Source organism: Streptacidiphilus jeojiensis (assembly GCF_042510965.1).
GTDB lineage: Bacteria > Actinomycetota > Actinomycetes > Streptomycetales > Streptomycetaceae > Streptacidiphilus > Streptacidiphilus jeojiensis.
This window is the reverse complement of the sequence record NZ_JBEUKS010000005.1, coordinates 205,871-230,471: the sequence shown is the minus strand read 5'-3', so window position 1 is coordinate 230,471 and position 24,601 is coordinate 205,871. Positions and strand designations below refer to the sequence as shown.

Sequence of the window (24,601 nt, the reverse complement as noted above, 5' to 3'; positions counted from 1 at the left end):
GAATCGTGACCCAGTATCGGCGGGTGAAGGTTGACCCCCACTGCGTCAGTTGATGTTGGTCAGTCCTGTGTGTTGTTGGCTGTGGGGACGCGGCCGAGGTCGCGGTTGCGTAGTCGGTAGCTGTCGCCTTTGAGGCTGATGACTTCGGCGTGGTGGACCAGGCGGTCGATCATGGCGGCGGCGACGGTGTCGTCGCCGAAGACCTCGCCCCAGCGGCCGAAGGGTTTGTTGGAGGTGACGATCACCGAGGCGCGTTCGTAGCGTCCGGAGATGAGTTGGAAGAACAGGTTGGCGGCTTCGGGTTCGAAGGGGATGTAGCCGACTTCGTCGACCACGATCAGCGGGATGCGCCCGAGGCGGGTGAGTTCGTCGGCCAGGCGTCCGGCGTGGTGGGCATCCGCCAGGCGGGTGACCCATTCGGCGGCGGTGGCGAACGCGACGCGGTGACCGGCCTGGCAGGCGCGGATCGCCAGTCCGGTGGCCAGGTGGGTCTTGCCGGTGCCGGGCGGTCCCAGGAAGATCACGTTCTCCTTGCCCGTGACGAAGTCCAGGGTGCCCAGGTGGGCGATGGCCTCGCGTTTGAGGGAGCGCTGGTGGTCGTAGTCGAACTCCTCGAGGGCTTTGCGGGCGGGGAAGCGGGCGGCGCGGATGCGGCCCTCGGCGCCGTGCGCGTCGCGGGCGGCGACCTCGCGTTGCAGGCAGGCGGCCAGGAACTCCTCGTGGCTCCAGTCCTCGGCGCGGGCGCGCTGGGCCAGGCGTTCCACGCAGTCGCGCAGGGCCGGGGCCTTCAGCGCACGGGTCAGAAACGCGATCTCGGAGGCGGTGTCGCGGCTGGGCTTGGCGGTTGCGGCCATCAGGCGACACCCTGCCCGCGGCCGCCCTCGATCACACCGAAGGCCCGGTCGTAGTCGCCCAGCGAACGCTCTTCGACGTCCAGGTCGATGCCCTGGGACCCGGTGGAGCGCGGCCGGTGGGCCTGGGCCCGGGCGGTCCTGGCGGCTTCGGCATGGGCCGGGTCGGTGATGCTCTGGTGCCTGGCCCAGCACCGGGCATGGCGGGCGACCTCGGTGTTCTCGCAGGTCACGATGACCTGGTCGAGGTCGGCGGCGACCTCGACGCGGCGGCCGACCGCGAGCGGGTGCACCGAGTAGTCGACGGTGTCCACGCGCACGTAGTGGTCCCGCGGCAGCCGGAGCGAGGCCTTCCACCAGCCCGGCGGGGAGATCGGGGGCAAGGGCAGCATCCGGGCCCGGTCGGCCTCCAGGCGGTCGGCGGGACGGGCCTGCAGCGTGCGGTGGACGCGCCGGTTGGCCCGGGTGAGCCAGTCCGCGAGCTGGATGTTGAAGTCGGTCGGCGAAGCGAAGACCCGCCCGGGCAGGAACGAGGTCTCCAGGTAGCCGTTCGCCCGCTCGACCAGGCCTTTGGCCTCCGGATCACCCGGTCGGCACTGGACGACCTTGACGCCCAGCAGGCCCGCGAAGGCCGCGAAGTCGCCGGTCAACTTGGGGCGCCCACCCTGCCAGGAGCCCACCGCTCCCTCGTTGTCCCAGACCAGGGCCCGTGGCACCGCCCCGAGTTGGGTCAGCAGCCGCCAGTGCCCGGCGATCAGGTCCGGACCACTGCGGGTGGGAACCATTCGCGCCGACAGCCACCGCGAGTAGCCGCAGACCATCACCAGCACCGGCGGACTGGCACTCTGCCCGAAGCCCAGCGGGATCTCGGCCGGCGGGAACCACAAGTCGCACTGCGCCAGCTCACCGGGTTCGTAGGTGGTGCGCGAGGCCGGGTCCGTGGGCCGGTAGACCGGCCGCAGGTCCCGCACCCGCTCCTTGAGGACCGTCAGCGAGCGCTCCCACCCGATCCGCTCGGCGATCACCGTCGCCGGCATCTCTGGCCATTGCTCGAGCAGGGCCCTGATCTGCGGCTCGACCGCATCCACGATTGAGCCCTTTGCCGCGCGCCGGTACTTCGGCGGCTCGTTGTCCGCCACCGCCCGCCGCACCGTGTTCCGCGAGATCCCCAACTGCCGTGCGATCGCACGGATCGGCATCTGCTCGGCCCGGTGAAGACGCCGGATCTCCGCCCAGTCCTCCACACTGATCACCCTTCCTCCCGGCCTGGTTCAACGATCCAGGCCCTCGAAGGGGGTCACATTTCAAGCGTCGCTACTGGTCCACTTTTCACCCGTCGCCGACACACGTATGCCGTGGCTGATATCGACTCGCCGCGATTTCCTTGGAGTACTGACAAGTCGCAGCTCAGCGTCGCGGAGGAAGCCATGTTCACTTGGTTGAGTACAGCACGAGAGGAGACGTGCTGTGGATGTGGAGGGCTGGCTATCCTCCATGCCCGAACGCGGCGTTGCTCCAACTGCGAGGCGGACGCCTACGACCGGGAGATGAACCGATACGCCTGGTGGAGCCGACTTCCCCTGGAGCGGCGAGAGCAAACTCCGGTGGTGGTTGCACGATGACGCCCGGGGAGCGACCTCCGGTGCCCGCAGTGGGCGAATGGGTCATCGACACCCGCGACGACCGTACGGGCTTCGTGAAAGCTGTGGTCGACGGCCGCCTACACCTCAGGTCGCCAAATGGTGGCGTCGAGTGGCAGGCCATGCCCGCCCACGTGCGCCCGGCTACTGACAGCGAGGCACTCTCCGCTCGCGTGGCCGAGGCGAACGCCGGGAGTCTCATCTGGGGACTAAGGCCGGGCTGGTGAGCACGCCGGTTGACCCGCGATGGCATCGCGCCGAACAGATACGGATGGCGTTCGAGGCGTTCCGCGCGCACTCCGCAGCCTTACGCGAGCGCCGCACGACCTTGTCAGAGAAACGCTCTGACGAGGGAGCAGCACCATCGAGCAGAAGGACGTGACCATGACCACGACCATCGAGCCGCAGCAGGCCGCGAGCACGACGACCAGGTTCTTGGCGCTCGACCTCACCCGCAAGTGCCAGGCCAAGTGCGCCCACGGCTACAACCAGTCGGGACCGTCCGGCACGCACGGCGACATCGCCCGCGAGGACTGGCTCAACGTGCTCGGGCACGCCAGCCGGATGGGCGTCACACGAGTGCAGTTCATCGGCGGAGAGGTGACCCTCCACCCCGACCTCGCGGACCTGATCAACTACGCGCTGGAACTCGGCACGGGGGTGGAAGTCTTCAGCAACCTGATCGACGTCCGCGACGTGTTGTGGCCGGTGCTGCGGCAGCGTGGTGTGAGCCTGGCGACGTCGTACTACAGCGACCGAGCCGACGAACACGAGAAGATCACGCAGCATCGAGGGGCCTACCTGAAGACGAAGGCCAACATCGAGAAGTCGATCACGTCGTACCAGTCGCCGCCCACCACCCGCCGGACCGGCCGCCGCCCCGGCGCGTGATCCGCTCGACCGTTCCCGGCCGTTGATGCCCGAGGACGGATTGACGCGCGGTGGGCAGTTGGCCGCTGCCGCGAGCTGCGTCACCACCGGGGAGCGGCCGACCTCACCCCAGCAGCTGTGGGCGGCGGTCGACCGGTGGACGGTTTGAACCATGCCGGGCCCGTCCGCTCGACCGCCATCGGCGCGGCCTTCCGAGCGGCCCTCGGGGTGTGTCAACTCCTGTTATTTATCATGGGATTAGGCATTTTATGGGGCAAAGTTCCGATCACTTCGACTGTCGCAGGTCGTCGGTCTACGATCAATCCTGTGACGGGAGAGAACAGGCTTGTTGCAGCTGCCAGCGGTGCGGTCGGGATTCCCAGGATCGCCGGGATCGCTTACGGGGTGGCCCTGTTGGTGTTGGAGCCGGTCCGGTGTCGATGACCAGCTGTGGCAACAGCGACAACCCGGTGCTGCCCGTCCCTGCCTGCTACCCGTGCTCCTCCAGTCGGGACGGCATCGTCCGCCGTCCCGCGGAGCGCACACCGGACCTGATGGGCGTCGACTTACCCGACCCGCCGTGCCGGGGTGAACAGCCGCCCCGGCGTGGCACCGCCCACCGATGGGGAGGAACCCCGTGACACATCTCCGCAGCCTGCGTGAGTTCATCGCCGAACTGGAGTCGATCGGCGAGGTGCAGCCGATCGACCAGGAAGTGCACTGGAACCTGGAGATCGGCGCGATCATCCGCCGCTCCTACGATCTCAGGGCACCGGCACCGCTGTTCAACACCATCACCGGGTACACCGGATCCGGCTTCCGTGTACTCGGTGCACCCGGAGGGCTGAGCGGCCCGCGGCACAGGCTCGCCCGCATCGCCCTCGCGCTCGGACTGCCCGCCGAGGCATCCGGACAAGAGATCATGGAGGCGATCGTCGCGGCCCGCGCCAAGCCGGGAATCGCCCCGGTGCCGGTCCCCGCGGAAGACGCACCCTGCAAGCAGAACATCCGACTCGGCGACGACATCGACCTCTTCGCCTTCCCGACCCCGCTCATTCACGGCAACGACGGCGGCCGCTACATCCAGACCTACGGCATGAACATCGCCAGGACCCCCGACGGCTCCTGGACCAACTGGTCCATCAACCGGATGATGGTCGCCGGCAAGGACCAGCTGGCCTGCCTGATCCCCGGCCCCCAACACCTGGGCATCATCCGGGCCCAGTGGGCGAAGCTCGGCAAGCCGATGCCCATCGCGCTGGCGCTGGGTGTGGAACCGGGGCTGCCCTACGTCGGCGCCATGCCGCTGCCCGAAGGCGCCGACGAGAGCCACTTCCTCGGCGCGCTCTTCGGCGAGGGCATCGAGGTGGTCCCGGCCGAGACCGTGGACCTGCTCGTCCCGGCCAGCGCCGAGATCGTCATCGAGGGCCACATCGCCTTCGAGGAGGAGGTGATGGAGGGCCCCATGAACGAGTACCCGGGCTACAACGCCTTCGACGCCTCGCCCAAGCCGCTGTTCAAGGTCAGCGCGGTCACCTACCGCGACGGTGCCATCCTGCCCGTGGTCGCTGCAGGCCCGCCGGTCGAGGAGGACCACACCGGCACCGGGACCATGCACGCCGCCGAGATCCTCTACCAGCTGCGGCAGGCCGGCCTGCCGATCGCCTCCACCTGGTTCTCCTACGAGTCCGCGCTGCACTGGCTGATCATCTCCGTCAGCCAGGACTGGCACGAGACCCTCGGCATCCACGCCGGTGAGCTGGCGCAGCGGATCGGCGACATCGTCTTCGCCGGTAAGGCGGGCTTCGGCGTCCCGAAGATCCTGCTGGTCGAGGACGACATCGACATCACCGACGTCAACGAAGTGGTCTGGGCGTTCGCCACCCGCACCCACCCCGAACACGGCGAAGTGCACTTCCCCGACCGTCTCACCGTCGGGCTCTCGGTCTACCTGGAGGCCGAGGAGCAGCACACCTACCGGGCCGGCAAGGTGATCTACGGCTGCCTGCTCGCCGACCGCTTCGAAGGAAAGCCGCGCCCGGTCAAGGGCAGCTTCGAGAACGGCTGGCCCGCCGAGGTCCGCGAGCGGGTCCTGACCAGCTGGCAGTCCTACGGCTACCCGGACGCCGACGCGCAGCGGTAGTCGGCCCGCTCACGACCCCTGGCCACAGCAGGGCCCAGCCGCCGCAGCCAAGTGCCGCGGCGGCTGAGCCGTCCAGGCAGGTGCGCCCGCCCGCGCCTTCCGGCGCCGTCACACGTCGAAGGCCACGGTAACCGGGGCGTGGTCCGGCTCCTGACCCGACGTCACCTCCTGCCTCTGCGAGGCCGTCGACAGCCTGCCGCCCTCAGGTGCGTCAGGCCCTCCCGTGCGCTGACGTCATTTCGGGAGGGCCCCGTCCAACTTCTTGCGGTCGACGATCTCGAAGCTCACCCAGCCCCAGCGAACCTTGCTCGGTCGTCGCAGAGGCATCCACTTGCGGCTGCGCTTCAGTTCCGTGTTCGGCGGCCTCCGCCGGGCACGGGCAGGAGGCATCGGGCGACCACGGCGGGAGAGAGCAGCGCGGATGGCGGTCTGCGTAGGTGGAGCACGTCCAGCAGGGCCTGTTGGGTGCGTTTGCTGTGGCAGGCGGTCGCCATCACACGGTCGGTGTAGCGGGTGGTTATCCGTTGGACGGCGTCGGGTGGTGGCGCGGGCGACCAGCGGGAGTCGCTTGCTGTGGCCAAGCGCCAGGCCCAGTCGTTCTGGCGGGCGAGTGCGCGGTGGAACAGAGGGGGGAAACGGTCGTCCACGGGGATCCGGGACAGAAGGTGCGCGAGGAGTGATGCGGCCCAGGCGGCGGTGCTCATGCCTTGTGCGTAGACGGGGTCGAAGGCGCAGACGGAGTCGCCGAGGCGGATGAAGTTGCCTGGCTGCTGCCGGAGTTCTTCGACGTGGCGGCGGCGGTTGGCGGTGGAGCCGCTGACCGCGACCGGGGTGAGTGGTTCTGCGTGGGCGATGGCCTGGGCGATCAGGGGGGTGCACAGGCTTTCGGCGAAGGCGGTGAAACCTTGCTCGTCGCGGCCCGGGCGGTCGTCGCCGACGCCGATCAGGGTGACGAACCATCGGCCGTCCTCGACGGGCATCAGCATGGCTCCGCGCGGCTGGTGCGGTGCGCCGGGTTGGACGTAGCAGGCGGCCCAGTCGGCGTGGTGGTCGTCGGGGATGCGGTACTGGCGGGTGGCGTAGCCGAGGCGGCAGTCCACCACGGTCTCGCGGGCGGCGGGCCAGCCTGCCTCGTGCAGCCACTGGTCGGCACGGGAGCCGCGGCCGGTGGCGTCCACGACCAGGTCCGCCGTCAACGCGTCGCCGTCGGCGAGGGTGACAGCCGCGACCCTGGGGCCCTCGGGCGTGATGCCGACGGCCCGGCCCTGCCGCAGTTCCGCGCCGGGCAGCGCCAGCACGCGTTCGCGGATGCGCCACTCCAGGAAGGTCCGGCTGACGCCGTAGGCCCGGAGCGTGGAAGGGAAGCGGACCGCCCAGCCGTGGGGGTTGCGAATCAGGGTGTCGGCGGCGAAGTCGATGACCGGGACGCCGGCGGCCGCCAGTCCCGCGGTGAATCCGGGGAGGAGTCGGTCGATCTCGCATTGTCCTCGGCTGACCAGTCCGTGCACGTGGGCGGCTTGCGGGGTGCCTCGTCTGGTGTGCGGGCCGGTCGGCAGGGTGTCGCGCTCGACCAGGGTGATCCGGTCGAAGTGGCCGGTCAGGGCGGAGGTGGCGAGGAGTCCTGCGATGCCGCCGCCCAGGACCACGGCTCGCGTGGTCATGATGCCTGGTCCGAGGTGAACTCCCCCGCACGTCGGGCAACTCCGGCTGGGTGCGTCGATGCGGGGACGGCACCGTCGGAGGGGAGTTGGGAGGCGATCAGCTGCAGCGTGGCGAGTTGGGCGGCGAGAGCCGCCAGGCCGAAGAGGCTGACCAGGGGTTCGCCGAAGGTGTGGTGCGCGGCCAGCACGATGGGCCAGCCGGTGACGAAGCACAGGCCCAGGTAGCCGCTGGCCACCATGGGCAGGGCGAGCCAACTGCGCCATCCGGGCGCGGCCCGGGTCAGGAAGTGCAGTGCCGCGCCGAGGAGCAGACCCATGGCCATGTAGTTGGGGGCCCAGATCAGGGGGAAGCCCCACAGGCGGAAGGGCTGCTGGCCGGTGTAGGTGTACAGGCCGAAGCGGACGGAGGGGACTTCAGCGACCACGTCGGCCAGGCTCATCGCGGCGAACACGGTCCAGAATCGGCGGCGGTGCCAGCCTTCCTCCAGGGCCAGGTAGCCGAGGTAGGTGATGAAGGAGATCCACATGGGGTACACGAACAGGCACCAGAGCGCTTCGTAGACGCCCAGCAGGTGGTAGACGCCGGGTGAGGCGGAGGTGGGCGCCCCCAGGACGATGCCCGCGGTGCGCTGGAAGGCGGGGTCGACGAAGAAGCTCACCGCGGAGCCGAGCAGCAGGACCAGAAGCAGCTGGCGTCCCTTGCTGCGCCACTCGTACCAGGCCCATCCGAGCAGGGCCGCGGTGGCGAGGGAGCCTGCGGCGATGGTGACGCCGCCGGCCCAGGTGCGCTCGGTCTGCGTCGCGGTGGCCAGGAGCAGGGTGTTCACTTCGCCTCCTGTGCGGACGTCCGGTCGGTGGCGGCCAGCCCGGTCTGTTCGAGCAGGGCTTCGGCGAGGGCGGCGGGGCTGGGTTTGACCCAGATGGTGCCGGGGGCGATGTCGGTGCGCAGGGCTGCTGCGAGGCGCTGCTGGAGCTGGACCGCGCCGAGGGAGTCCAGGCCCAGGACGATCAGGCTGGTGTGGGGGCCGATGTGGCGGGTGGTTCCGCCCAGCAGCTCGCGGACCTGGTCGATGACGAAGGCGGTCAGGATGCGATGTCGATCGTTGCCGGGCGCTGCGGTCTGCAGGTCCTCCAGCACGGGTGACGTGTCGTCGACAGTGCCGGCGGTGACGCCGGTGAGCAGCTCGGTGAACAGGGTGGAGCCGCGCATCGCCGGGTAGGGGGCGGTCCACTGGGCGGCGTCGATGGGTGAGTAGGCGGTCTGCTGGTGACCTTCGGCCAGGATGCGTTCGAAGGCGTCAATGCCGTCCTGCGGGCTGATCATCACGAAGCCGCGTGCGGCGAGGTGCTGTCCGCGTCCGGCCTTGGACCAGGCGCCCCAGTGGATGCCGGTGGCCGGCAGGCCTTCGGCGAGGCGGTGGGCGACCAGGGCGTCCAGGTAGGCGTTGGCCGCCGCGTACGCGCCCTGGCCGGGGGAGCCGAGCAGGGAGGCGACCGAGGAGTAGACCGCGAAGAAGTCCAGGTCCAGTTCCAGGGTGGCCTGGTGCAGCTGCCAGGCGCCTTCGGCCTTGCCGCGCCAGACGCGTTCCAGCAGCTCGGTGTCGAGTCGGGTCAGGGTGGCGTCCTCGACGACACCGGCGGCGTGGACGATGCCGTGCAGCGGGTGGCCGGTGTCGAGGGCGTGGCGCACTGTCGCGGGGTCGGCGATGTCGCCGGTGACGACCTGGACGGCGGTGCCGGTGCTGCGCAGCTCCTCCAGTTGGCGCGCGGCGTCGGGGCCGGGCTCGGTGCGGCCGACCAGGACCAGGTGGCGTGCGCCGCGTTCGGCCAGGCGTCGGGCGGTGAGCAGGCCCAGCCCGCCGAGGCCGCCGGTGACCAGGTAGCCGCCGTCCGGCCGGATGCGTGCCGACGGCTCGTCGGTCGGCCTGTCGGCGGGGCCGGTGCGGACCCGGGCGCTGGAGCGGGCGCGGTGGTGCCAGGCGATCTCGGTGATCGGTCCGTCCGCCAGCAGGTCGGGCAGGACGTCGCCCAGCGGTGTGTCGCTGGACAGGGTCAGGGCGCTGGGCCGCAGTTCGGGCAGTTCGAAGGCGGCCACGCGCAGCAGGCCGCGGATCCCGGCGGCGGTCAGCGGGTGGTCGCCGCGCCAGGCCGTCCACAGCCGCGGCGAGGCGCCGCGTCCGGCCAGGGTCTGCAGCACGGCCAGGGTGCGGCGGACGGCGGCCTGCGCGCTGGCGGGGTCGGGGTCGGTGCCGCTGCGGTTGAGCACCAGCAGGATGTGGGTGACGGCGGGGCTGGTGGCGTCCTCCAGTGCCTTGGTCAGCGCGTCGGAGAACGGCGCGCGGTCCGGGGACAGGCTCTGCGGGTACGACAGCAGGCGACTTCCGGCGGTGCGTTTGCGCAGGAGAGCTGAGAGCCGTTCGCCCCAGCGGGTGTGCTCGGGGGCGATGACCAGCCACTGCTGGCCCACCGCCTGCAGGACGTCGGGTGCTGGCTCGGGGTGCCAGGCCAGGTGGGCGAGGCGGTCGGTGTAGCGCTGTTCGGGTGGGGTGATGTTGGACAGGCGCAGACCGCGGATTTCGGCCACCACTGTGCCCTCTGCGGTGGTCAGCAGCCCGGACGCGGTGCAGGTCAGGTCGTCGGCGGTGTGCAGGGTCACGTCCGCGTAGCGGGTGTGGGAGGTCGGGCCGAACAGTGTGACCTCGTCGAAGCCGGCGACCACCACCGGGCCGGGGCTGGTGGCGCAGTAGCCGAGCCAGGCGGCCACCGCCGTCTGCACGAACTCGTCCGCCAGCGCCGGGTGCAGCCGCAGCGCTGCGGCTGACACCCGGGCGGAGTCCGCGGTGCGCACCGTGGCGACGGCGCGGGTGCGGTCGGGGCTGAGCCGGATGCGGTCGATGGCGGTGAAGGACGGGCCGTGGAGGACGTTGTGCCGCTCGCGGAAGTGCCGGTGCAGGTCGGCGGGCGCGGAGTCGGTCCACTCCCCGGTCGGGCCGTCGAGGACGGGCGGCGGCTCACGGTCCGTCAGGGTCCGCAGTGTGCCGTGTGCGTGGATGACCTGGCCGTCTTCGGTGCGGGTGAGTACTTCTCCGTGCAGGGAGCCGTCCTCCTGCAGTTGCAGCCGGGTGTGGACCACCGGCTCGGGCTCCAGCACCAGCGGGGACTGCGCGCGCATGCCCTCCAGCGTCACCGTGTCCGTGCCCAGGGCCTGGGCTCCGGCGGCCAGCAGCATCTCGGCGAAGCCGGTGCCGGGCAGGACCGGGACGCCGGCCACCCGGTGGTCGGTCAGCCACGGCAGCCGGGCCGGGCTGATCGGCGTCTGCCACAGGTGGCGTCCGGGATCGTCCGGGTCCTGCACGTGCCCTCCGAGCAGCGGGTGCTGGCGGGCTGCCGGCAGGTGCGGTGCGACCAGGGTGTAGGGCTCGGCGGTGCCGCCGTGGCGGGTGCGGTTCCAGCTGGTGACCGGGACGTCGGCCAGCTGCCCGGCGCCGTAGCGGGAGGACAGGTCGATGCCGTCGAAGCCCGCACAGTGCGCTGTGGCCAGGTGGGTCAGGAACGACTCGGCGTCGTCCGCGCCGCGGCGCAGTGAGCCCACCGCCACCACGTCCTCGATGCCCGCCTGTGCGGCGGTCTCGGTGATCGGCCGTGATGCCAGTGGGTGGGCGGTGCACTCGACGAACAGCCGGTGCCCGTCGGCCAGGGCGGCCTCCACCGCGCGCTGGAAGCGCACGGTGTCGCGCTGGTTGTGCACCCAGTAGGCGGCGTTCAGCGGGCCGGGGTCGCGCGGCTCCGCGCTGACGGTGGAGTAGAACGCGATCTTCCAGGGCCTGTTGTCGGGCAGCCCGGACAGCACCTGGTGCAGTTCCGCCACCACCGGGTCGACCTGGGGCGAGTGGGAGGCCACGTCCACGTCCACCATCCGCGCCACTGTGCCGGCTGCCGTCCATGCCTCGACCAGCGCCCGCACCTGCTGGGCATCGCCGGAGACGACGGTGGTGCGCGGTGCGGTGAGCACGCCCAGGGCCACGCCGTCGGCCCCGGCCGCCTCGATGGCGGCCCGGGTCTCGTCGGCGCTGAGCATCACCGATGCCATCGCACCGTGGGCGATGCGGGCAAGCAGCGTGGCCCGGCGGCAGATCACCTTGACGCCGTCCTCCAGGCTGAGGACTCCGGCGACCACGGCGGCGGCCACCTCGCCCAGCGACTGCCCGATCACGGCCGCCGGCTGCACGCCCCAGGATCGCCACACCTCGGCCAGCGCCACCTGCACACCGAACAGCACCGGCTGGATCAGGTCCACGCCCACCAACTGCTCCGGGCGCTCGATCATCGCGCGCAGCGAGAACCCGGACTCGGCCTGGACCAGCGGCTCGATCGCGTCGATCGCGGCGGCGAACACCGGCTCGGAGCGGAGCAGCCCCTGGCACATCCCCGCGTACTGAGAGCCCTGTCCGGTGAAGACGAACACTGGACCCGGATGTCCCGGCGGCAGCACCGGCGCCCCGGCGGCGATGCCGTCGGCAGCCTGTCCCTTCGCGAACTGCTCAGCCAGCTCGGCGAGTCGGGGCAGCGAGTCGGCGACGATGCCCAGCCGTTGCTCGGCGTGGCGGCGACGCAGGGCCAGGGTGTGCACCACGTCCGCGACCGGCGTCCTCGCGCCCTCGCCCTCGGCCCAGCCGGCCAGACCGCGCGCGGAGGCGGAGAGCGAGGCCTCCGAGGTGGCCGACAGGAGGAACAGCCGCTTGCTGCCGGGGCTCTGCTTCGGCGCCTTCGCCTTGATGCGGCGCGGCGCGGGCGCGGCCTCCAGTACCAGGTGCCCATTGGTTCCGCTCACCCCGTACGAGCAGACGGCGGCGATGCGCGACTTGCCCGGAACCGGCCAGGGCGTCAGCTCGGTGGGCACGAACAGCCGCGAGGGCTCGTCCCGGTCGATGCCGGGGTTCCAGCCCGTGAAGTTCCGGTTCGGCGGGACCAGGCCGCGGCGCAGCGACTCCACCGCCTTGATCACTCCGGCGACGCCGGAGACCGGCTCGGTGTGGCCGATGTTGGTCTTCAGTGAGCCCAGTGCGCACCCGCCGCGACCGGTGCGGCCGTAAACGGCATGGATGGAGGAGTACTCGATGGGGTCGCCCACGGAGGTCCCCGGGCCGTGTGCCTCCACCAACCCGGCGTCGCCCGGGTCGATCCCGGCCAGGTCCACCGCCTGCCGGAACAGCCGGCGCTGCATCTCGGCCGAGGGCGCAGTCATCCGGGTAGCCTGGCCGTCGTTGTTGACGGCACTGCCGCGGATCACGGCCAGCACCCGGTCGCCGTCTCGCCGGGCGTCCTCCAGCCGCTTGAGGAGCAGCGCACCAGCCCCCTCGCCACGTACGTAGCCGTCGGCACGGGCGTCGAAGGCGTGGCAGGCTCCGTGCCGCGAGAGCAGCAGCGGGGCCTCGAAGTAGTGCGTCTGCGGCGCGACCATCAGCAGCACGCCCCCAGCCAGGGCCTGGTCGCACTCCCCGAGCGACAGCGCACCGCAGGCGGTGTCCAGCGCCACCATGCTGGACGAGCAGTGGGTGCTCACCACCATCACCGGCCCACGCAGGTCCAGCGCGAACGCCACCCGCCCCGCCGTCCCGGCGGTGTAGTTGCCGAACAGGTAGGGGCTGTTGGGCGCGTCCTCCACCGGGCGGGCCTCGCGGAACAGGTTGTCCGGGGCGTAGGTGCCGATGTACACGCCGGTGCGCGAGGCGCGGATGCGGTCCAGCGGGATGCCGGCGTGCTCCACCGCCTCCCAGGCGACCTCCATCATCACTCGCGACTGCGGGTCCACCCACTCCCGCTCGGCCGGGGCCACCGACAGCGCCTCGGGCTCCCAGGCCCATATGTCGCCGTCGAGGAAACAGCCGACGGCGGCGCGTTCCTCCAGTTCGGGATCCTGCAGGGCGGCCAGGCGGGCTGCGTCCCACCGGTCGGCGGGAACAGGGCCGGTGGTGCCGCGGCCTTCGGCGGCCAGCTGCCACAGGCCACCGGGGCTGACCACGCCGCCGGGCAGGCGGCAACCGATACCGATGATCGCTATCGGTGTTGCTTGCGATGCAGACATGACATGAACTCCTGTACAGAGTCATGGTGCTGACGAGGGATTGGAGCAGCAACTCGGCGAGGGCCGTGCTGCAGGAGCCGGGAAATCGGCACCTTCGCGCTTCCGCCCAGCCCCGTCTCGCCGGCGGACAGGAAACGGTGGTGCCGTCCGTGGAGGACGACGCTGATCTTGTCGGTCCGGGGCGCAGAGCCCGCATACGGGGCGACAGGGCGGAACGGGCGCGGTGCGGCTTGCTTCGGCGATGTCGCGCATGGACGAGACCTCTGCTGTCGACACACACGGATGCGGCGCGCGCCAAGGTGATGCGTCCGCTGCTCCAGGCTCAAAGCCTGTGCGTACATCCGCATTCATCCAATGGCGCACAGAAGCCGGAACACGGCGCTCGCCATCAGGCAGAACGCGGCAGGGCGGTCGGGACGCCACCGTGCGCCGCTGCTGAGACCTTGCGCCGCCCCTGCTGCCGTGAACGGCGGCCAGGTCCCCGGTACGCAAGGGGAGAGGAGGCAGTTGAGCGGCGGGCGGCACAAGGACCTGAAGTGGACCAACAAGGCCGAGTTCACCGCCGGTCAACGCGGGTCGGGAAGGTGCGCCCAGTACTCAGCGTAGTCATCGACGACGGCTCCACCCAGTCCGTGACCGACGAGCGGGGATGTCGCCTGGTGGTCCCCAACGGCCGCCACCGGCCCTGGACCGTGGCCACGGCCGCCGGGGCGGCCATCGAGGTCACCGCGACCCGGGTGAACGACCGCCGCGTCGACGAGTGCACCGGCGGACGCAAACGGCTCTCCTCGAAGATCCTGCCGCCCTGGTGCCGGAAGCCGCCCAAGGTCAGCGAGGTGATACCGCTGCTCTACCTGCACGGGTTGTCGTCCGGGGACTTCGTGCCCGCGTTGGAGCAGTTCCTCTGCTCGGCCGCCGGATCGTGGGACCCGACGATGGCCCAGTCCGCCGTCCTACGGCACCTGGACCGCTGGGCAGGCGACCTCTACCCGGGGCCCTCCTGGCTTCCGGGGCCGTCACAGCTCGAACATCACGGTCACCGGGGCATGGTCGGACCAGCGCTCAGGGTGGGTGGCAGCTCGTTCCACCACCGCTGAGGTGGCCTTTTCGGCGAGGGCGGGGGTGGCCATCTGGTAGTCGATGCGCCAGCCGGAGTCGTTGTCGAAGGCGCGGCCGCGGTAGGACCACCAGGAGTAGGGGCCGTCGACGTCCGGGTGGAGGCGGCGGACCGTGTCGACGTAGCCGGCCTCGTCGATGACGCGGGTCATCCAGGCGCGTTCCTCCGGCAGGAAGCCGGAGTTCTTCTTGTTGCTCTTCCAGTTCTTGAGGTCGGCCTCGTGGTGCGCGATGTTCCAGTCGCCGCAGACCAGGACCTCGCGGCCGCCCGCTGCGGCGCGCTCGCGGAGGGCCTTGAGGTGGTCCAGGAACTCGACCTGGAAGCGCTCCTTCTCCTCCTGGCGCGGGGTGCCCACCTCGCCGGAGGGCAGGTACAGGCTGGCCACGGTCAGTCCGGGGAGGTCGATCTCGGCGTAGCGGCCGGTCGCGTCGAACTCGGTGGAGCCGAAGCCGATGCGCTGGTCCTGCGGCTCGGTCCGGGAGAGGACCGCGACGCCGGCCCGACCCTTGGCCACGGAGGGCGCCCACAGAACGTGCCAGCCCTCGGGCTCGCGGACATGTTCGGCGAGCTGTGCGGGTTCGGCCCGGACCTCCTGCAGGCAGACCACGTCGGCCTTGGTCGCGGCCAGCCACTCGACGTAGCCCTTGCCGGTGGCGGCGCGCAGGCCGTTGACATTGGCCGTGGTGACGGTGAGCGTGCTCATGGTGCCGGGGTTCCCTGCTGGCTCGGAGGCGGAGGACCGGTCCATTGTCCATGACGGCCCGGCCGGCCGAGCGCGGCGCGCGCCCAGTCGGCGACCAGGGCCAGCAGGCCCAGGCGCCGGCGCAGCGTCTCGGCGGGGGAGCGGCGGTCGTAGGCGCGGGTGGTCACGTCCTGGTCGAGGCGGCGCAGCATCGCCGGGGCGAGCCAGCTGTACTTGGCTGCACCGGAGGCTGCGATGGCGGTGCGGACGGCGGCGTCGGAGCCCTGCCAGCCACCGGCGCGAAGCCCGCGCAGGTAGGCCTCGGGGAGTACGGCGGCGATTTCGGGCAGCAGGGACGGGTCCATCAGACCGTCGGCGACCGAGTCCACGATCAGATTGGAGATGTCCTCCCCGATCGCACCGGTACCGGTGAACGACCAGTCCAGCAGGACGGTCCGGTCGTCCGTCGCGATCAGGTTCATCGGCCACAGGTCGAGGTGGCAGAGCGTCTGCGGAGCGGATTCGGCGACGGCCAGCAGTGGTCCGGGGTCGGCGGCGAGGGCGGCCAGGTCGGCGCGCAGCGGCTCGGACCAGGCGGCGACGGCCTCCGGGTGCGACCAGTCCGGTGCGGTGCCGGGGTCCGGGACGGCGGTCAGGTAGTGGCGCAGCCAGCGGTGGGACAGCCAGGGCCGTTCGGGTGGGCGGGCCGCGCAGGCGGCCTGGGCGGTGCCGAGGCGGTGCGCGAGGTCCGCCAGGTCGGCGACGCTCCACTGCGGTCCCGGCCTGCCCTCGACGTCCTCCAGCCAGAGGGTGAGGCCGCCGTCGGGGTCTTCCTCGACGCCCAGCAGGGTCGGGGCACCCAGGCCGGCATCGGCGTAGACGGTGGCGGCGAAACCGGTGCTGTAGGCGAGGTATTCGCGGCGCCAGTGGTTCCAGTGCCGCGGGTCGTCGCTGGTGGACCAACGAGCTGAGCCGCTGCCCGAGGGTGTGAGGCGCTTGCGGACGGCGCTGCCGTCGGGGCCTTGGATCCGGTCGATACCGGCCGTGGCGCGATTGTTCTGATTGTGGGTCAGCGGGACGGCGGTATACGGGCCCGGACCGATGACAGCGGCCACCGCAGGCGGCACTCGCAGTGTCACGGCAGCGTGCGGGTGAGCCAGACCAACTCGCCGCGGTCGTCGACAGAGACGTGGTGCCGCTCGAAGCCGAGCTTCTCGAGGACGCGGAACGACGGCGTGTTCCAGGTGCGGACGGTCGACCAGAGCCGATTCCGGCCGGTCGCTGTTGCGGCTTCGAGTACTGCACGCGCCGCCTCGGTGGCGTAGCCACGACCGTGGACGCGTTGGAACAACTCGTAGGCGATCTCCGGTTCGTCGATGGTGGAGCGGCCGATGATCAGCCCGCAGTAGCCGATGAGGTCGCCTTCGTCCCGGCGCCGGATCGGCAGCAGGGCGATTCCCGTCGTCGGCGTTGCCGCGAGCTGCTTCGCGATGACTGCTCGGGCCCTCTCGACCGTCGCGGCTGTCCCATCGCCGCGTTCGGAGTGGAGGGCGCACAGTTCATCGGCATCCGACTCGGTCCACGGCTGCAGTGCCAGCCGCTCGGTGCCGAGTTGGGACAGCATCGGTTCGTACGTGGGCATGTGGTCCACTCTGCACCACCACCCCGGCGAGCGTCAGTTGTGGGCGGCCTTGCGGCGGCGGGTGGCGACGACTGCTGTGGCGCCGGCCACGACCAGGGCGCCGGCGGCGCCGGCGATTGTGCCGGTGTTGGAGCCGCCTCCGGTGTTGGCCAGGGCGGGGCCGGTCGGGGAGGCGCTCGGTGCCGGTGAGCTGCTGGCGCTGCTCGGGCTCGGGCTCGCGGAGGCTGACTTCGACGGGGAGGCGGACGCGGAGGCGGACGGCTTGGTGGAGGCGGAGCCCGGGATGAAGAAGGTCTGGTCGGAGACGGCGTAGTCGGCCTGGTCGGCGCCGCCGCAGACGGTGCCGGTGGACGGCGGGGCGGTGGGCTCACCCGAGGCGCTGGGTACGGGCAGGCCGGTTCCCACCAGAGCCGAGGCGATCTCGCTCCAGGTGGCGTTGAACTGCGTGGCGCGGACCCGCAGTTGGACGGTGTCCTGCTGCCCGGCGGCCAGCGTCACGTTGGACCGGATCAGCAGGCGGCGGTCCGTGTAGCTGAGCGGCGTCCATCCCGACGGGGTCCGCACCTCGACCGCGAGGTTGGTGGTGTCGGGGTAGGTGTAGGAGTGCGCGCTCTCGTAGTAGAACTCCAGCACCTCGTCGACCTTCGGGACCGCCGTCGCCGAGCGGTTGGTGAAGGTGACCGTGGCCGTCACGGCCGGGCCGCCCGCCAGCAGTTTCACCCCGGCCAGTCCGGTCAGCGAGGCGCTGAAGGAGCAGGTCCCGGCTGCCGTCAGCTGCGGCGCCGCTGCGGGCTCCGCAGCCTGCGCGACCGAGGCCGTGGAACCGAGCACGCAGGCCGCTCCCACCGTGAGTGCGGCTGTCAGGGCGATTTGGCTGGAACGCATGGCGAGGAGACCCCATCGGAGTGGTCGGCAGGAGCGGAGGCGCACAAAGTTCGCACCAAGGTTGCACAACGGTCGCACAAAGGTTCGTGACAGGAGCAGGCTAGCAAGACGGGGCTGCCGGGAAGGGAGGTAAGAAGGAATTCTTGCGTAGCCGGATCAGCTCGACGGGGCGGCTGGGGCCGGGGTGACGAAGAGGGTCTGGGCGGCTCGGCCGATGGTGGACTTCTCGTCCAGGAGGAGGGTGTCGGCGAGTCCGATCCCGGCCGGGTCGAGGGTGGTGCGCGAGCTGAGGCCGATCCAGTCGCCGACCGGCGGGCGGCGCAGATGCACCGTCAGGTCGGCGTTGGTGTAGCGGTACCTGCTCATGTCGAGCTCGCCGGAGATGCCGTTGCCGGAGTCGGCGGCGATCAGGGTGCGGCACAGGCCGGAGGTGGGCTCGCCCGCGACCAGCGGGTAGCGGGGGCGGAACCAGCAGGTGGCGGGGCCGCGCTCGGTGAAGGAGCCGGCGACGAAGCGGACCTCCACGGCGGTGTGGTACCCCTCGTCCCAGCGGACCGGGAAGCTGCCCTCGGGGGCCTCGTGCGGTCCCGGGCAGGGCAGTGGCTGATCGACGCCCGGGGCCGAGCCGTCCTCGGCGCGCATCAGCAGGGCGGTGGCGCGCATGGCCACCCGGCCGTCCGCGAGGCGCAGTTCGGCCTCGACCCGGCCGACGTTGCGGCCCGCCTCGGCGGCGCGGACGGCCACCGCCACCTCCGCGAGCGGGACCGGGCGCAGGATCTCGAAGGTCATCCGGACCACCCTCGCCCCGGGCCGCTGCTCGGCGGTGAACCGTTCCGCGGCGCGTCCCAGCAGGGCGGCGGGCGGGCCCGCGTGCTGGGCGTCGGGGCTCCAGGGGCCGCGGGTCAGCGCGGTGGCGGTGAACCGTCCGTCCGGGCCGGGGAGGTAGAAGGCTTCAGCGGTGGCCATTACCGAAGGGTAATACGCGGCGTGGTCGGCCGCCACGGTTCCCAGGTGTGCCCCCAGCCCATATCGTTATCGTGACGACAGTCGAGAAACAGCGATGGGAGGGACGCCGTGAGCCCGTTCCGCGGATCCGTGCCGTTCACCGAGGACTGGGAGCACTTCCGGGTCACCCGCGCCGACGGCGTGGCCACTGTGACGCTGGACCGGCCGGAGAAGCTGAACGCCCTCACCTTCTCCTCCTACGCCGACCTGCGCGATCTGCTGACCGAGCTGCCGCACCGCGGCGACACCCGGGCGCTGGTGCTGCGCGGGGAGGGCCGGGGGTTCTGCTCCGGCGGGGACGTGGACGAGATCATCGGCGCCACCCTGGAGATGCGGCCCGACGAGCTGCTCGACTTCACCCGGATGACCGGGCAGGTGGTGCGGGCCATGCGGGAGTGCCCGGTTCCGATCGTCGCCGCGGTCCACGGCATCGCGGCGGGGGCCGGCTCGGTGCTCGCGCTGGCCGCCGACTTCCGGGTGCTGGCCCGGTCGGCCCGGTTCGCCTTCCTGTTCACCAAGGTCGGACTGGCAGGCGCCGACATGGGCGCCGCCTATCTGCTGCCGCGCCTGGTCGGGTTGGGCAACGCCACCAAGCTGCTGATGCTCGGCGACACCATCGACGCGGCCTCCGCCGACCGCTACGGCCTGGCCAGCGAGCTGGTCCCGGACGAGGAGCTGGACGGGACGGTCGCCGCCCTGGCCCGGCGGCTGGCCGACGGGCCGGCCTTCGCACTGGCGCAGACCAAGGCGCTGCTCACCCAGGAGCTGGACATGGGCCTGGCCTCCTCCGTCGAGTTGGAGGCGATGACCCAGGCGCTGCTGATGAAGAGCGCCGACTACGCGGAGTTCCACGCGGCGTTCAAGGAGAAGCGGGCCCCGGAGTGGCGCGGACGCTGAGCCGGATGATGGCTTGTCCATGACGGTCGTCAGACCAACGCTATAGACTGGCGGTACGGCCCCGAGCGGGCCGGGAGGGAGGCGCGCGGTGCGGATCGCGGCTATCGGCGGTGGCCCCGGCGGGCTGTACTTCGCCGCGCTGATCAAACAGCTCGACCCGGCGCACCAGGTGACGGTCTGGGAGCGCAACGCGCCCGGTGACGCCTTCGGCTTCGGCGTGGTCCTCTCCGACGAGACGCTCGGCGGGATCGAGCACGCCGACCCGGCCGTGCACCGGGCCCTCGCCGCCGGGTTCGCCCGCTGGGACGACATCGACGTGCATGTCGCCGGGCAGGTGTTCACCTCCGGCGGCCACGGCTTCGCCGCCACCAGCCGGCGCCGGCTGCTCGGCATCCTCCAGGACCGCTGCCGCGAGCTCGGCGTGGAGCTGCGCTTCGGCACCGAGGCCCCGCCCGCGGCCGAACTGGCCCGCAACCACGACCTGGTGGTGGCCGCCGACGGCGTCCGCTCCCGGACCAGGACCGACGCGGCGGAGGTGTTCCGGCCTGACCTGCAGCAGCACGCCTGCCGCTACATCTGGCTCGGTACCGACCTGGTGCTGGACGCCTTCCGGTTCCAGATCCTGCAGACCCCGCACGGGCCGATGCAGCTGCACGGCTACCCCTACTCCGACGACGCCAGCACGGTCATCGTGGAGATGCACGAGGAGGTCTGGCGCCGGGCCGGCTTCGACGCGCTGGACGAGCAGCAGAGCATCGCCCAGTGCGAGAAGCTCTTCGCCGACGTGCTGGACGGGCACTCCCTGCGCGGCAACGACTCCCGCTGGATCGCCTTCACCACCGTGCGCAACGCCACCTGGCGGGACGGCAACACCGTGCTGCTCGGCGACGCCGCGCACACCGCCCACTTCTCCATCGGTTCGGGCACCAAGCTGGCCATGGAGGACGCGCTGGCCCTGGCGGCCTGCCTGCACGAGCAGCGCGACGGCCGGATCGAGGACGCCCTGGCCGCCTACGAGCAGGAGCGCCGTCCGGTAGTGGAGTCCACCCAGCGCGCCGCCCGGGCCAGCCTGGACTGGTTCGAGAACCTGGCCCAGTACCTGGACCAGCCGTCCTGGCAGTTCGCCTTCAACCTGCTCACCCGCAGCCGCCGGGTCACTCACGGCAATCTGCGGCTGCGCGACCCCGAGTACGTCGCTACCGCCGACGCGAGTTTCTTCGGACAGCCCGTCGACACCCCGCCGCCGATGTTCACCCCGTTCCGGCTGCGCGGGCTGACGCTGCGCAACCGGGTCGTCGTCTCGCCGATGGACATGTACTCCGCCACCGACGGCACTCCGGGCGACTTCCACCTGGTGCACCTGGGGGCCAGGGCGCTCGGCGGCGCCGGGCTGGTGATGACCGAGATGGTCTGCGTCAGCCCCGAGGGCCGGATCACCCCGGGCTGCACCGGGATGTACTCGCCCGAGCACCAGGCGGCCTGGCACCGTGTCACCTCCTTCGTGCACGCCGGCAGCGACGCCGCCGTCGGGCTGCAGCTGGGCCACTCCGGACGCAAGGGCGCCACCCGGCTGATGTGGGAGGGGATGGACCAACCGCTGCCGGACCACGAGTCCTGGCCGGTGGTCGCAGCCTCGCCGCTGGCCTACCGGCCGGGGGTGAACCAGCTGCCGCGCGCGCTGGACCGGGCCGGGATGGACGCCGTCCGCGAGCAGTTCGTCCGCTCCGCCACCATGGGTGCCGCGGCCGGGTTCGACCTGCTGGAGCTGCACTGCGCGCACGGCTACCTGCTCTCCGGCTTCCTCTCGCCGCTCACCAACCACCGCACCGACGGCTACGGTGGTCCGCTGGACGCCCGGCTGCGCTACCCGCTGGAGGTCTTCGACGCGGTGCGCGCGGTGTGGCCGGAGGACCGTCCGATGACGGTGCGCATCTCCGCCACCGACTGGGTCGAGGGCGGCAACGGCGTCGAGGAGGCGGTGGCCATCGCCCGGGCCTTCGCCGAGCACGGCGCCGACGCCATCGACGTCTCCACCGGCCAGGTCAGCCCCGAGGAGCGACCCGCCTACGGCCGCTCCTACCAGACCCCCTTCGCCGACGCGATCCGCAACCGGGTCGGCGTGCCGGTCCTCGCCGTGGGCGCGGTGTCCTCCTGGGACGACGTCAACTCGCTGCTGCTGGCCGGCCGCGCCGACCTGGTCGCGGTGGGCCGCCCGCACCTCTACGACCCCAACTGGACCCTGCACGCGGCGGCGGAGCAGGGGTGGCAGGGGCCGGGCGTGCAGTGGCCGGTCCAGTACCGGGCCGGCAGCCGGCCGCCGCAGACGGGCCGCACCGACGCGCCCCGTCCCCGGCTCCAACTGCTGCGCGAGGGAGAGCCGGGCACCCGCCACGGCCGCTGGGCGCCCTAGCCGGCCCGGCGATCCCTGGCGGCCAGGCGACCTCTGACGGCCAGGCGACCTCTGACGGCCCGGCGCTCCCTGACGGCCGGTCGGCTGCTAACGGCCCTGCACGATCTCGCGGACGTACGCCGCGGCGGGTTCGCCCAGCCGGGTGTCCAGGTCGTGGAAGACCCGCGCCGCGCGGACCCCCGGCCAGTCGGCGGGCAGCAGCTCCGGCGGCAGCCCCGGGTCCAGGTAGGGCAGCCGGCGCCAGCTGTCCAGCGCCCGCAGGTGGTCCGCGAAGGCCTCCTCGGCGGGCAGGTTCCGGCGCCGGTTCCACCGGGTCAGCACCGGCTCGTGCAGGTCCAGGAACTCCTCGTGGCAGCGGGCCAGCGCGGGCAGGTCCCACCAGCGCCGGACCGCCTCCGGGGTGGCCTGGAAGGCCAGGTGCTCGGCCCGGAACAGGTCGGTGTACCCGGTCAGTCCGAGCCGTTCCAGTACGTGCCGGGTCTCCTCGTACAGGTGCGCGGGCGCCAGCCAGACCCCCGGCGACGCGGTGCCGTAGCCGAGCCGGGCCAGCCGGGAGCGGAGCAGGTGGCGCTTGGCCCGTTCGCTCTCCGGGACGGAGAACAGCGCCAGCACCCAGCCGTCCGCCAGCCGCGGCGTGCGCTGGGCGTAGATCCGGCGGTCGCCGTCGGCGAGCAGTTGCCGGGCCGACTCCGACAGCGCGTATCCGGCGACGCCGCCCAGCGGGGTCGCCAGCAGGAACCCGCGCCGCTTGAGCCGGGAGACCGCGGAGCGCACCGGCTGCTCCTCCAGTCCTGCCGTCCCCATCAGCCGGATCAGGTCGCCGACGGCGATCCAGCCGCCCAGCTCGCGCCCGTGCGCGCCGAAGAAGGTGACCAGCAGCGAGCCGGGGGTGTCGCCGCCCAGGGCGGGCGCGGCGGCGGGGGCTGCGGCGGGCGGGGCGGCGGTGGCGGCTTCGGTCATACGATCACTCTAGGGTTGGTTGGGGGTTCGGAGTCCGCAGCTTGAAGCGCTGGAGCTTGCCCGTGGGGGTGCGCGGCAGCGAATTGCGGAACTCGACGGAGCGCGGGTACTTGTAGGCGCTGATGGTCGCCTTGACGAAGTCCTGCAGCGCCTTGGCGGTGCTCTCGTCCGCCGGCACGCCGTCGGCGAGCACCACGAAGGCCTTGACGATCTGTCCGCGCCGGGGGTCGGCGACGCCGATGACCGCGGCCTCGCTGACGTCGGGGTGGCGCATCAGCGCGTCCTCGACCTCGGGGCCGGCGATGTTGTAGCCGGAGGAGATGATCATGTCGTCGGCGCGGGCCTGGTAGCGGAACCGGCCGTCGGGGTCGCGGACGTAGGTGTCGCCGGTGAGGTTCCAGCCGTCGCGGACGTACTGGCGCTGGCGCGGGTCGTCCAGGTAGCGGCAGCCGGTGGGCCCCTGCACGGCCAGCAGCCCGGGTGTGCCGTCCGGGACCTCGGCGCCCCGGTCGTCCACCACCCGGGCCCGGAAGCCCGGCACCGGCAGGCCGGTGACGCCGGGTCGGGCGTCGGCGTCGGCGGCGGAGATGAAGATGTGCAGCATCTCGGTGGCGCCGATGCCGTTGATCAGCGGCAGGCCGGTGCGGTCGTACCAGGCCTGCCAGGTGGCGGCCGGCAGGTTCTCGCCCGCCGAGACGCAGCGGCGCAGCGAGGTCAGGTCGTTCCCGTCGAGGTGGTCCAGCAGCACCCGGTAGGCGGTGGGTGCGGTGAACAGCACGCTGACCCGGTGGCGTTCGATGGCGGCCGGCAGGGTGGCCGGGGTGGGCTGTTCCAGCAGCAGGCTGGAGGCGCCGGCCCGGAGCGGGAAGACCACCAGACCGCCCAGGCCGAAGGTGAAGCCCAGCGGCGGCGTGCCGGCGAAGACGTCGTCCGGGGTGGGGCGCAGGACGTGGCGGGAGAAGGTGTCCGCGATGGCGAGCACGTCCCGGTGGAAGTGCAGGCAGCCCTTGGGACGGCCGGTGGTGCCGGAGGTGAAGGCGATCAGCGCCACGTCGTCGGCGGAGGTGGCCACCGCGGGGAAGGCGGCGCCGGTCTGCTTGGCGGCCAGGGTGCGCAGCTCGTCGAAGCCGGTGACCCGCAGCTGCGGTGCGTCGACCTGCAGCAGTTCGTCCAGTGCCCGGTTGTCGCACAGCGCGTGCTGCACCTGGGCGATGTCGACCATGGCGGCCAGTTCGGAGCGGCGCTGTGCGGCCAGCACGGTCACGGCCACCGCGCCCGCCTTCATCACCGCGAGCCAGCAGGCCACCAGCCAGGGCGTGGTGCTGCCGCGCAGCAGCACCCGGTTGCCCGGGCGCACGCCGAGGTCCCCGACCAGCGCTCGGGCGATCCGGTCGACCCGGTCGCGCAGTTCGCCGTAGCTCCAGCCGCCGCCGTCCTCGGTGCGCAGGCACGGGCGGTCCGCGCCGAGGGCGTCGATGGTGCGGTCCAGCAGTTCGGCACCGCAGTTGAGCCGGTCCGGGTAGCGCAGTTCGGGCAGCGTGAAGCGGAGTTCGGGCCACTGGTCGGCGGGTGGCAGCCGGTCGCGCGTGAAGCCGTCGACGTGGGCGGAGGGGAGCAGGTGCATGGCGGGTACTCCAATTCTCCGGGGCGCGACGTCCGTACCCCTGCGAACCGCAGAGGGGGTGGGCGTCACCGGAACCGAACCCGCTCGGCGAACCCGAGTACCCCCTCAGCGTGGCCGAACCGGAAGGAT

General features: G+C 71.9%; 16 protein-coding genes and 1 pseudogene. 5 read left to right on the top strand and 12 right to left on the bottom strand.

Annotated elements, in window-relative coordinates; genetic code table 11:
- Positions 1-59 precede the first annotated feature (59 nt).
- The gene (gene istB, locus ABUW04_RS15990) at positions 60-854 is read right to left on the bottom strand and encodes an IS21-like element helper ATPase IstB (protein WP_380565352.1); all 795 of its coding nucleotides are present in this window, start codon (positions 852-854) and stop codon (positions 60-62) included.
- Positions 854-2,104, bottom strand: coding sequence for an IS21 family transposase (gene istA, locus ABUW04_RS15985; RefSeq protein WP_030266919.1), 1,251 nt, complete (start codon positions 2,102-2,104; stop codon positions 854-856). Before istA ends, istB begins: the two co-directional genes overlap by 1 nt.
- A 771-nt stretch (positions 2,105-2,875) precedes the next feature.
- Here istA and ABUW04_RS15980 point away from each other — a divergent pair.
- Both ABUW04_RS15980 and ABUW04_RS15975 read left to right on the top strand, forming a co-directional pair.
- Positions 2,876-3,382, top strand: coding sequence for a radical SAM protein (locus tag ABUW04_RS15980; RefSeq protein WP_380565350.1), 507 nt, complete (start codon positions 2,876-2,878; stop codon positions 3,380-3,382).
- 616 nt (positions 3,383-3,998) lie between these two features.
- Positions 3,999-5,504, top strand: coding sequence for a UbiD family decarboxylase (locus ABUW04_RS15975; protein ID WP_380565348.1), 1,506 nt, complete (start codon positions 3,999-4,001; stop codon positions 5,502-5,504).
- Positions 5,505-5,848: 344 nt separating this feature from the next.
- Here the strand turns inward: ABUW04_RS15975 and ABUW04_RS15970 are convergent, their stop codons facing one another.
- The 3 genes from ABUW04_RS15970 to ABUW04_RS15960 are packed head-to-tail and all read right to left on the bottom strand — an operon-like array spanning position 5,849 to position 13,250.
- On the bottom strand, positions 5,849-7,165 hold the full coding sequence (locus ABUW04_RS15970) for an FAD-dependent oxidoreductase (protein ID WP_380565346.1): 1,317 nt from the start codon (positions 7,163-7,165) through the stop codon (positions 5,849-5,851).
- Positions 7,162-7,992 (bottom strand): hypothetical protein, encoded by an 831-nt coding sequence (locus tag ABUW04_RS15965; RefSeq protein WP_380565344.1) that lies wholly within the window; start codon positions 7,990-7,992, stop codon positions 7,162-7,164. Before ABUW04_RS15965 ends, ABUW04_RS15970 begins: the two co-directional genes overlap by 4 nt.
- Complete coding sequence (locus ABUW04_RS15960; protein WP_380565342.1) at positions 7,989-13,250, bottom strand: type I polyketide synthase; 5,262 nt, start codon at positions 13,248-13,250, stop codon at positions 7,989-7,991. The genes ABUW04_RS15965 and ABUW04_RS15960 overlap by 4 nt, the downstream gene beginning before the upstream one ends.
- 584 nt (positions 13,251-13,834) lie before the next feature.
- On the opposite strand from ABUW04_RS15960, the pseudogene ABUW04_RS15955 reads away from it, so the two are divergent.
- Positions 13,835-14,170 (top strand): annotated as a pseudogene (locus tag ABUW04_RS15955) (IS256 family transposase); the annotation flags it as partial.
- A 96-nt stretch (positions 14,171-14,266) separates the two neighbouring features.
- Here the strand turns inward: ABUW04_RS15955 and ABUW04_RS15950 are convergent.
- From ABUW04_RS15950 to ABUW04_RS15930, 5 genes are all read right to left on the bottom strand, one after another.
- On the bottom strand, positions 14,267-15,070 hold the full coding sequence (locus tag ABUW04_RS15950; RefSeq protein ID WP_380565340.1) for an exodeoxyribonuclease III: 804 nt from the start codon (positions 15,068-15,070) through the stop codon (positions 14,267-14,269).
- The gene (locus ABUW04_RS15945; RefSeq protein ID WP_380565338.1) at positions 15,067-16,188 is read right to left on the bottom strand and encodes an aminoglycoside phosphotransferase; all 1,122 of its coding nucleotides are present in this window, start codon (positions 16,186-16,188) and stop codon (positions 15,067-15,069) included. Before ABUW04_RS15945 ends, ABUW04_RS15950 begins: the two co-directional genes overlap by 4 nt.
- Positions 16,185-16,691, bottom strand: coding sequence for a GNAT family N-acetyltransferase (locus ABUW04_RS15940; protein ID WP_380565642.1), 507 nt, complete (start codon positions 16,689-16,691; stop codon positions 16,185-16,187). The genes ABUW04_RS15945 and ABUW04_RS15940 overlap by 4 nt, the downstream gene beginning before the upstream one ends.
- A 33-nt stretch (positions 16,692-16,724) precedes the next feature.
- Entirely contained in the window at positions 16,725-17,576 is an 852-nt protein-coding gene (locus ABUW04_RS15935) for an LAETG motif-containing sortase-dependent surface protein (RefSeq protein WP_380565336.1), read from the bottom strand.
- A gap of 156 nt (positions 17,577-17,732) precedes the next feature.
- Positions 17,733-18,542 (bottom strand): thioesterase family protein, encoded by an 810-nt coding sequence (locus ABUW04_RS15930; RefSeq protein WP_380565334.1) that lies wholly within the window; start codon positions 18,540-18,542, stop codon positions 17,733-17,735.
- Positions 18,543-18,650: 108 nt separating this feature from the next.
- On the opposite strand from ABUW04_RS15930, the gene ABUW04_RS15925 reads away from it, so the two are divergent.
- Together ABUW04_RS15925 and ABUW04_RS15920 are read left to right on the top strand one after the other, a co-directional pair.
- Entirely contained in the window at positions 18,651-19,478 is an 828-nt protein-coding gene (locus tag ABUW04_RS15925; RefSeq protein ID WP_380565332.1) for an enoyl-CoA hydratase family protein, read from the top strand.
- An 88-nt stretch (positions 19,479-19,566) separates the two neighbouring features.
- Positions 19,567-21,888 (top strand): bifunctional salicylyl-CoA 5-hydroxylase/oxidoreductase, encoded by a 2,322-nt coding sequence (locus ABUW04_RS15920; RefSeq protein ID WP_380565330.1) that lies wholly within the window; start codon positions 19,567-19,569, stop codon positions 21,886-21,888.
- 87 nt (positions 21,889-21,975) lie between these two features.
- On the opposite strand, the gene ABUW04_RS15915 is transcribed toward ABUW04_RS15920, so the two are convergent.
- Positions 21,976-22,848, bottom strand: a complete 873-nt coding sequence (locus ABUW04_RS15915; RefSeq protein ID WP_380565328.1) for a PaaX family transcriptional regulator — start codon at positions 22,846-22,848, stop codon at positions 21,976-21,978.
- 4 nt (positions 22,849-22,852) lie between these two features.
- Positions 22,853-24,472, bottom strand: a complete 1,620-nt coding sequence (locus ABUW04_RS15910) for an AMP-binding protein (protein ID WP_380565326.1) — start codon at positions 24,470-24,472, stop codon at positions 22,853-22,855.
- Between the last annotated feature and the right edge of the window lie 129 nt (positions 24,473-24,601).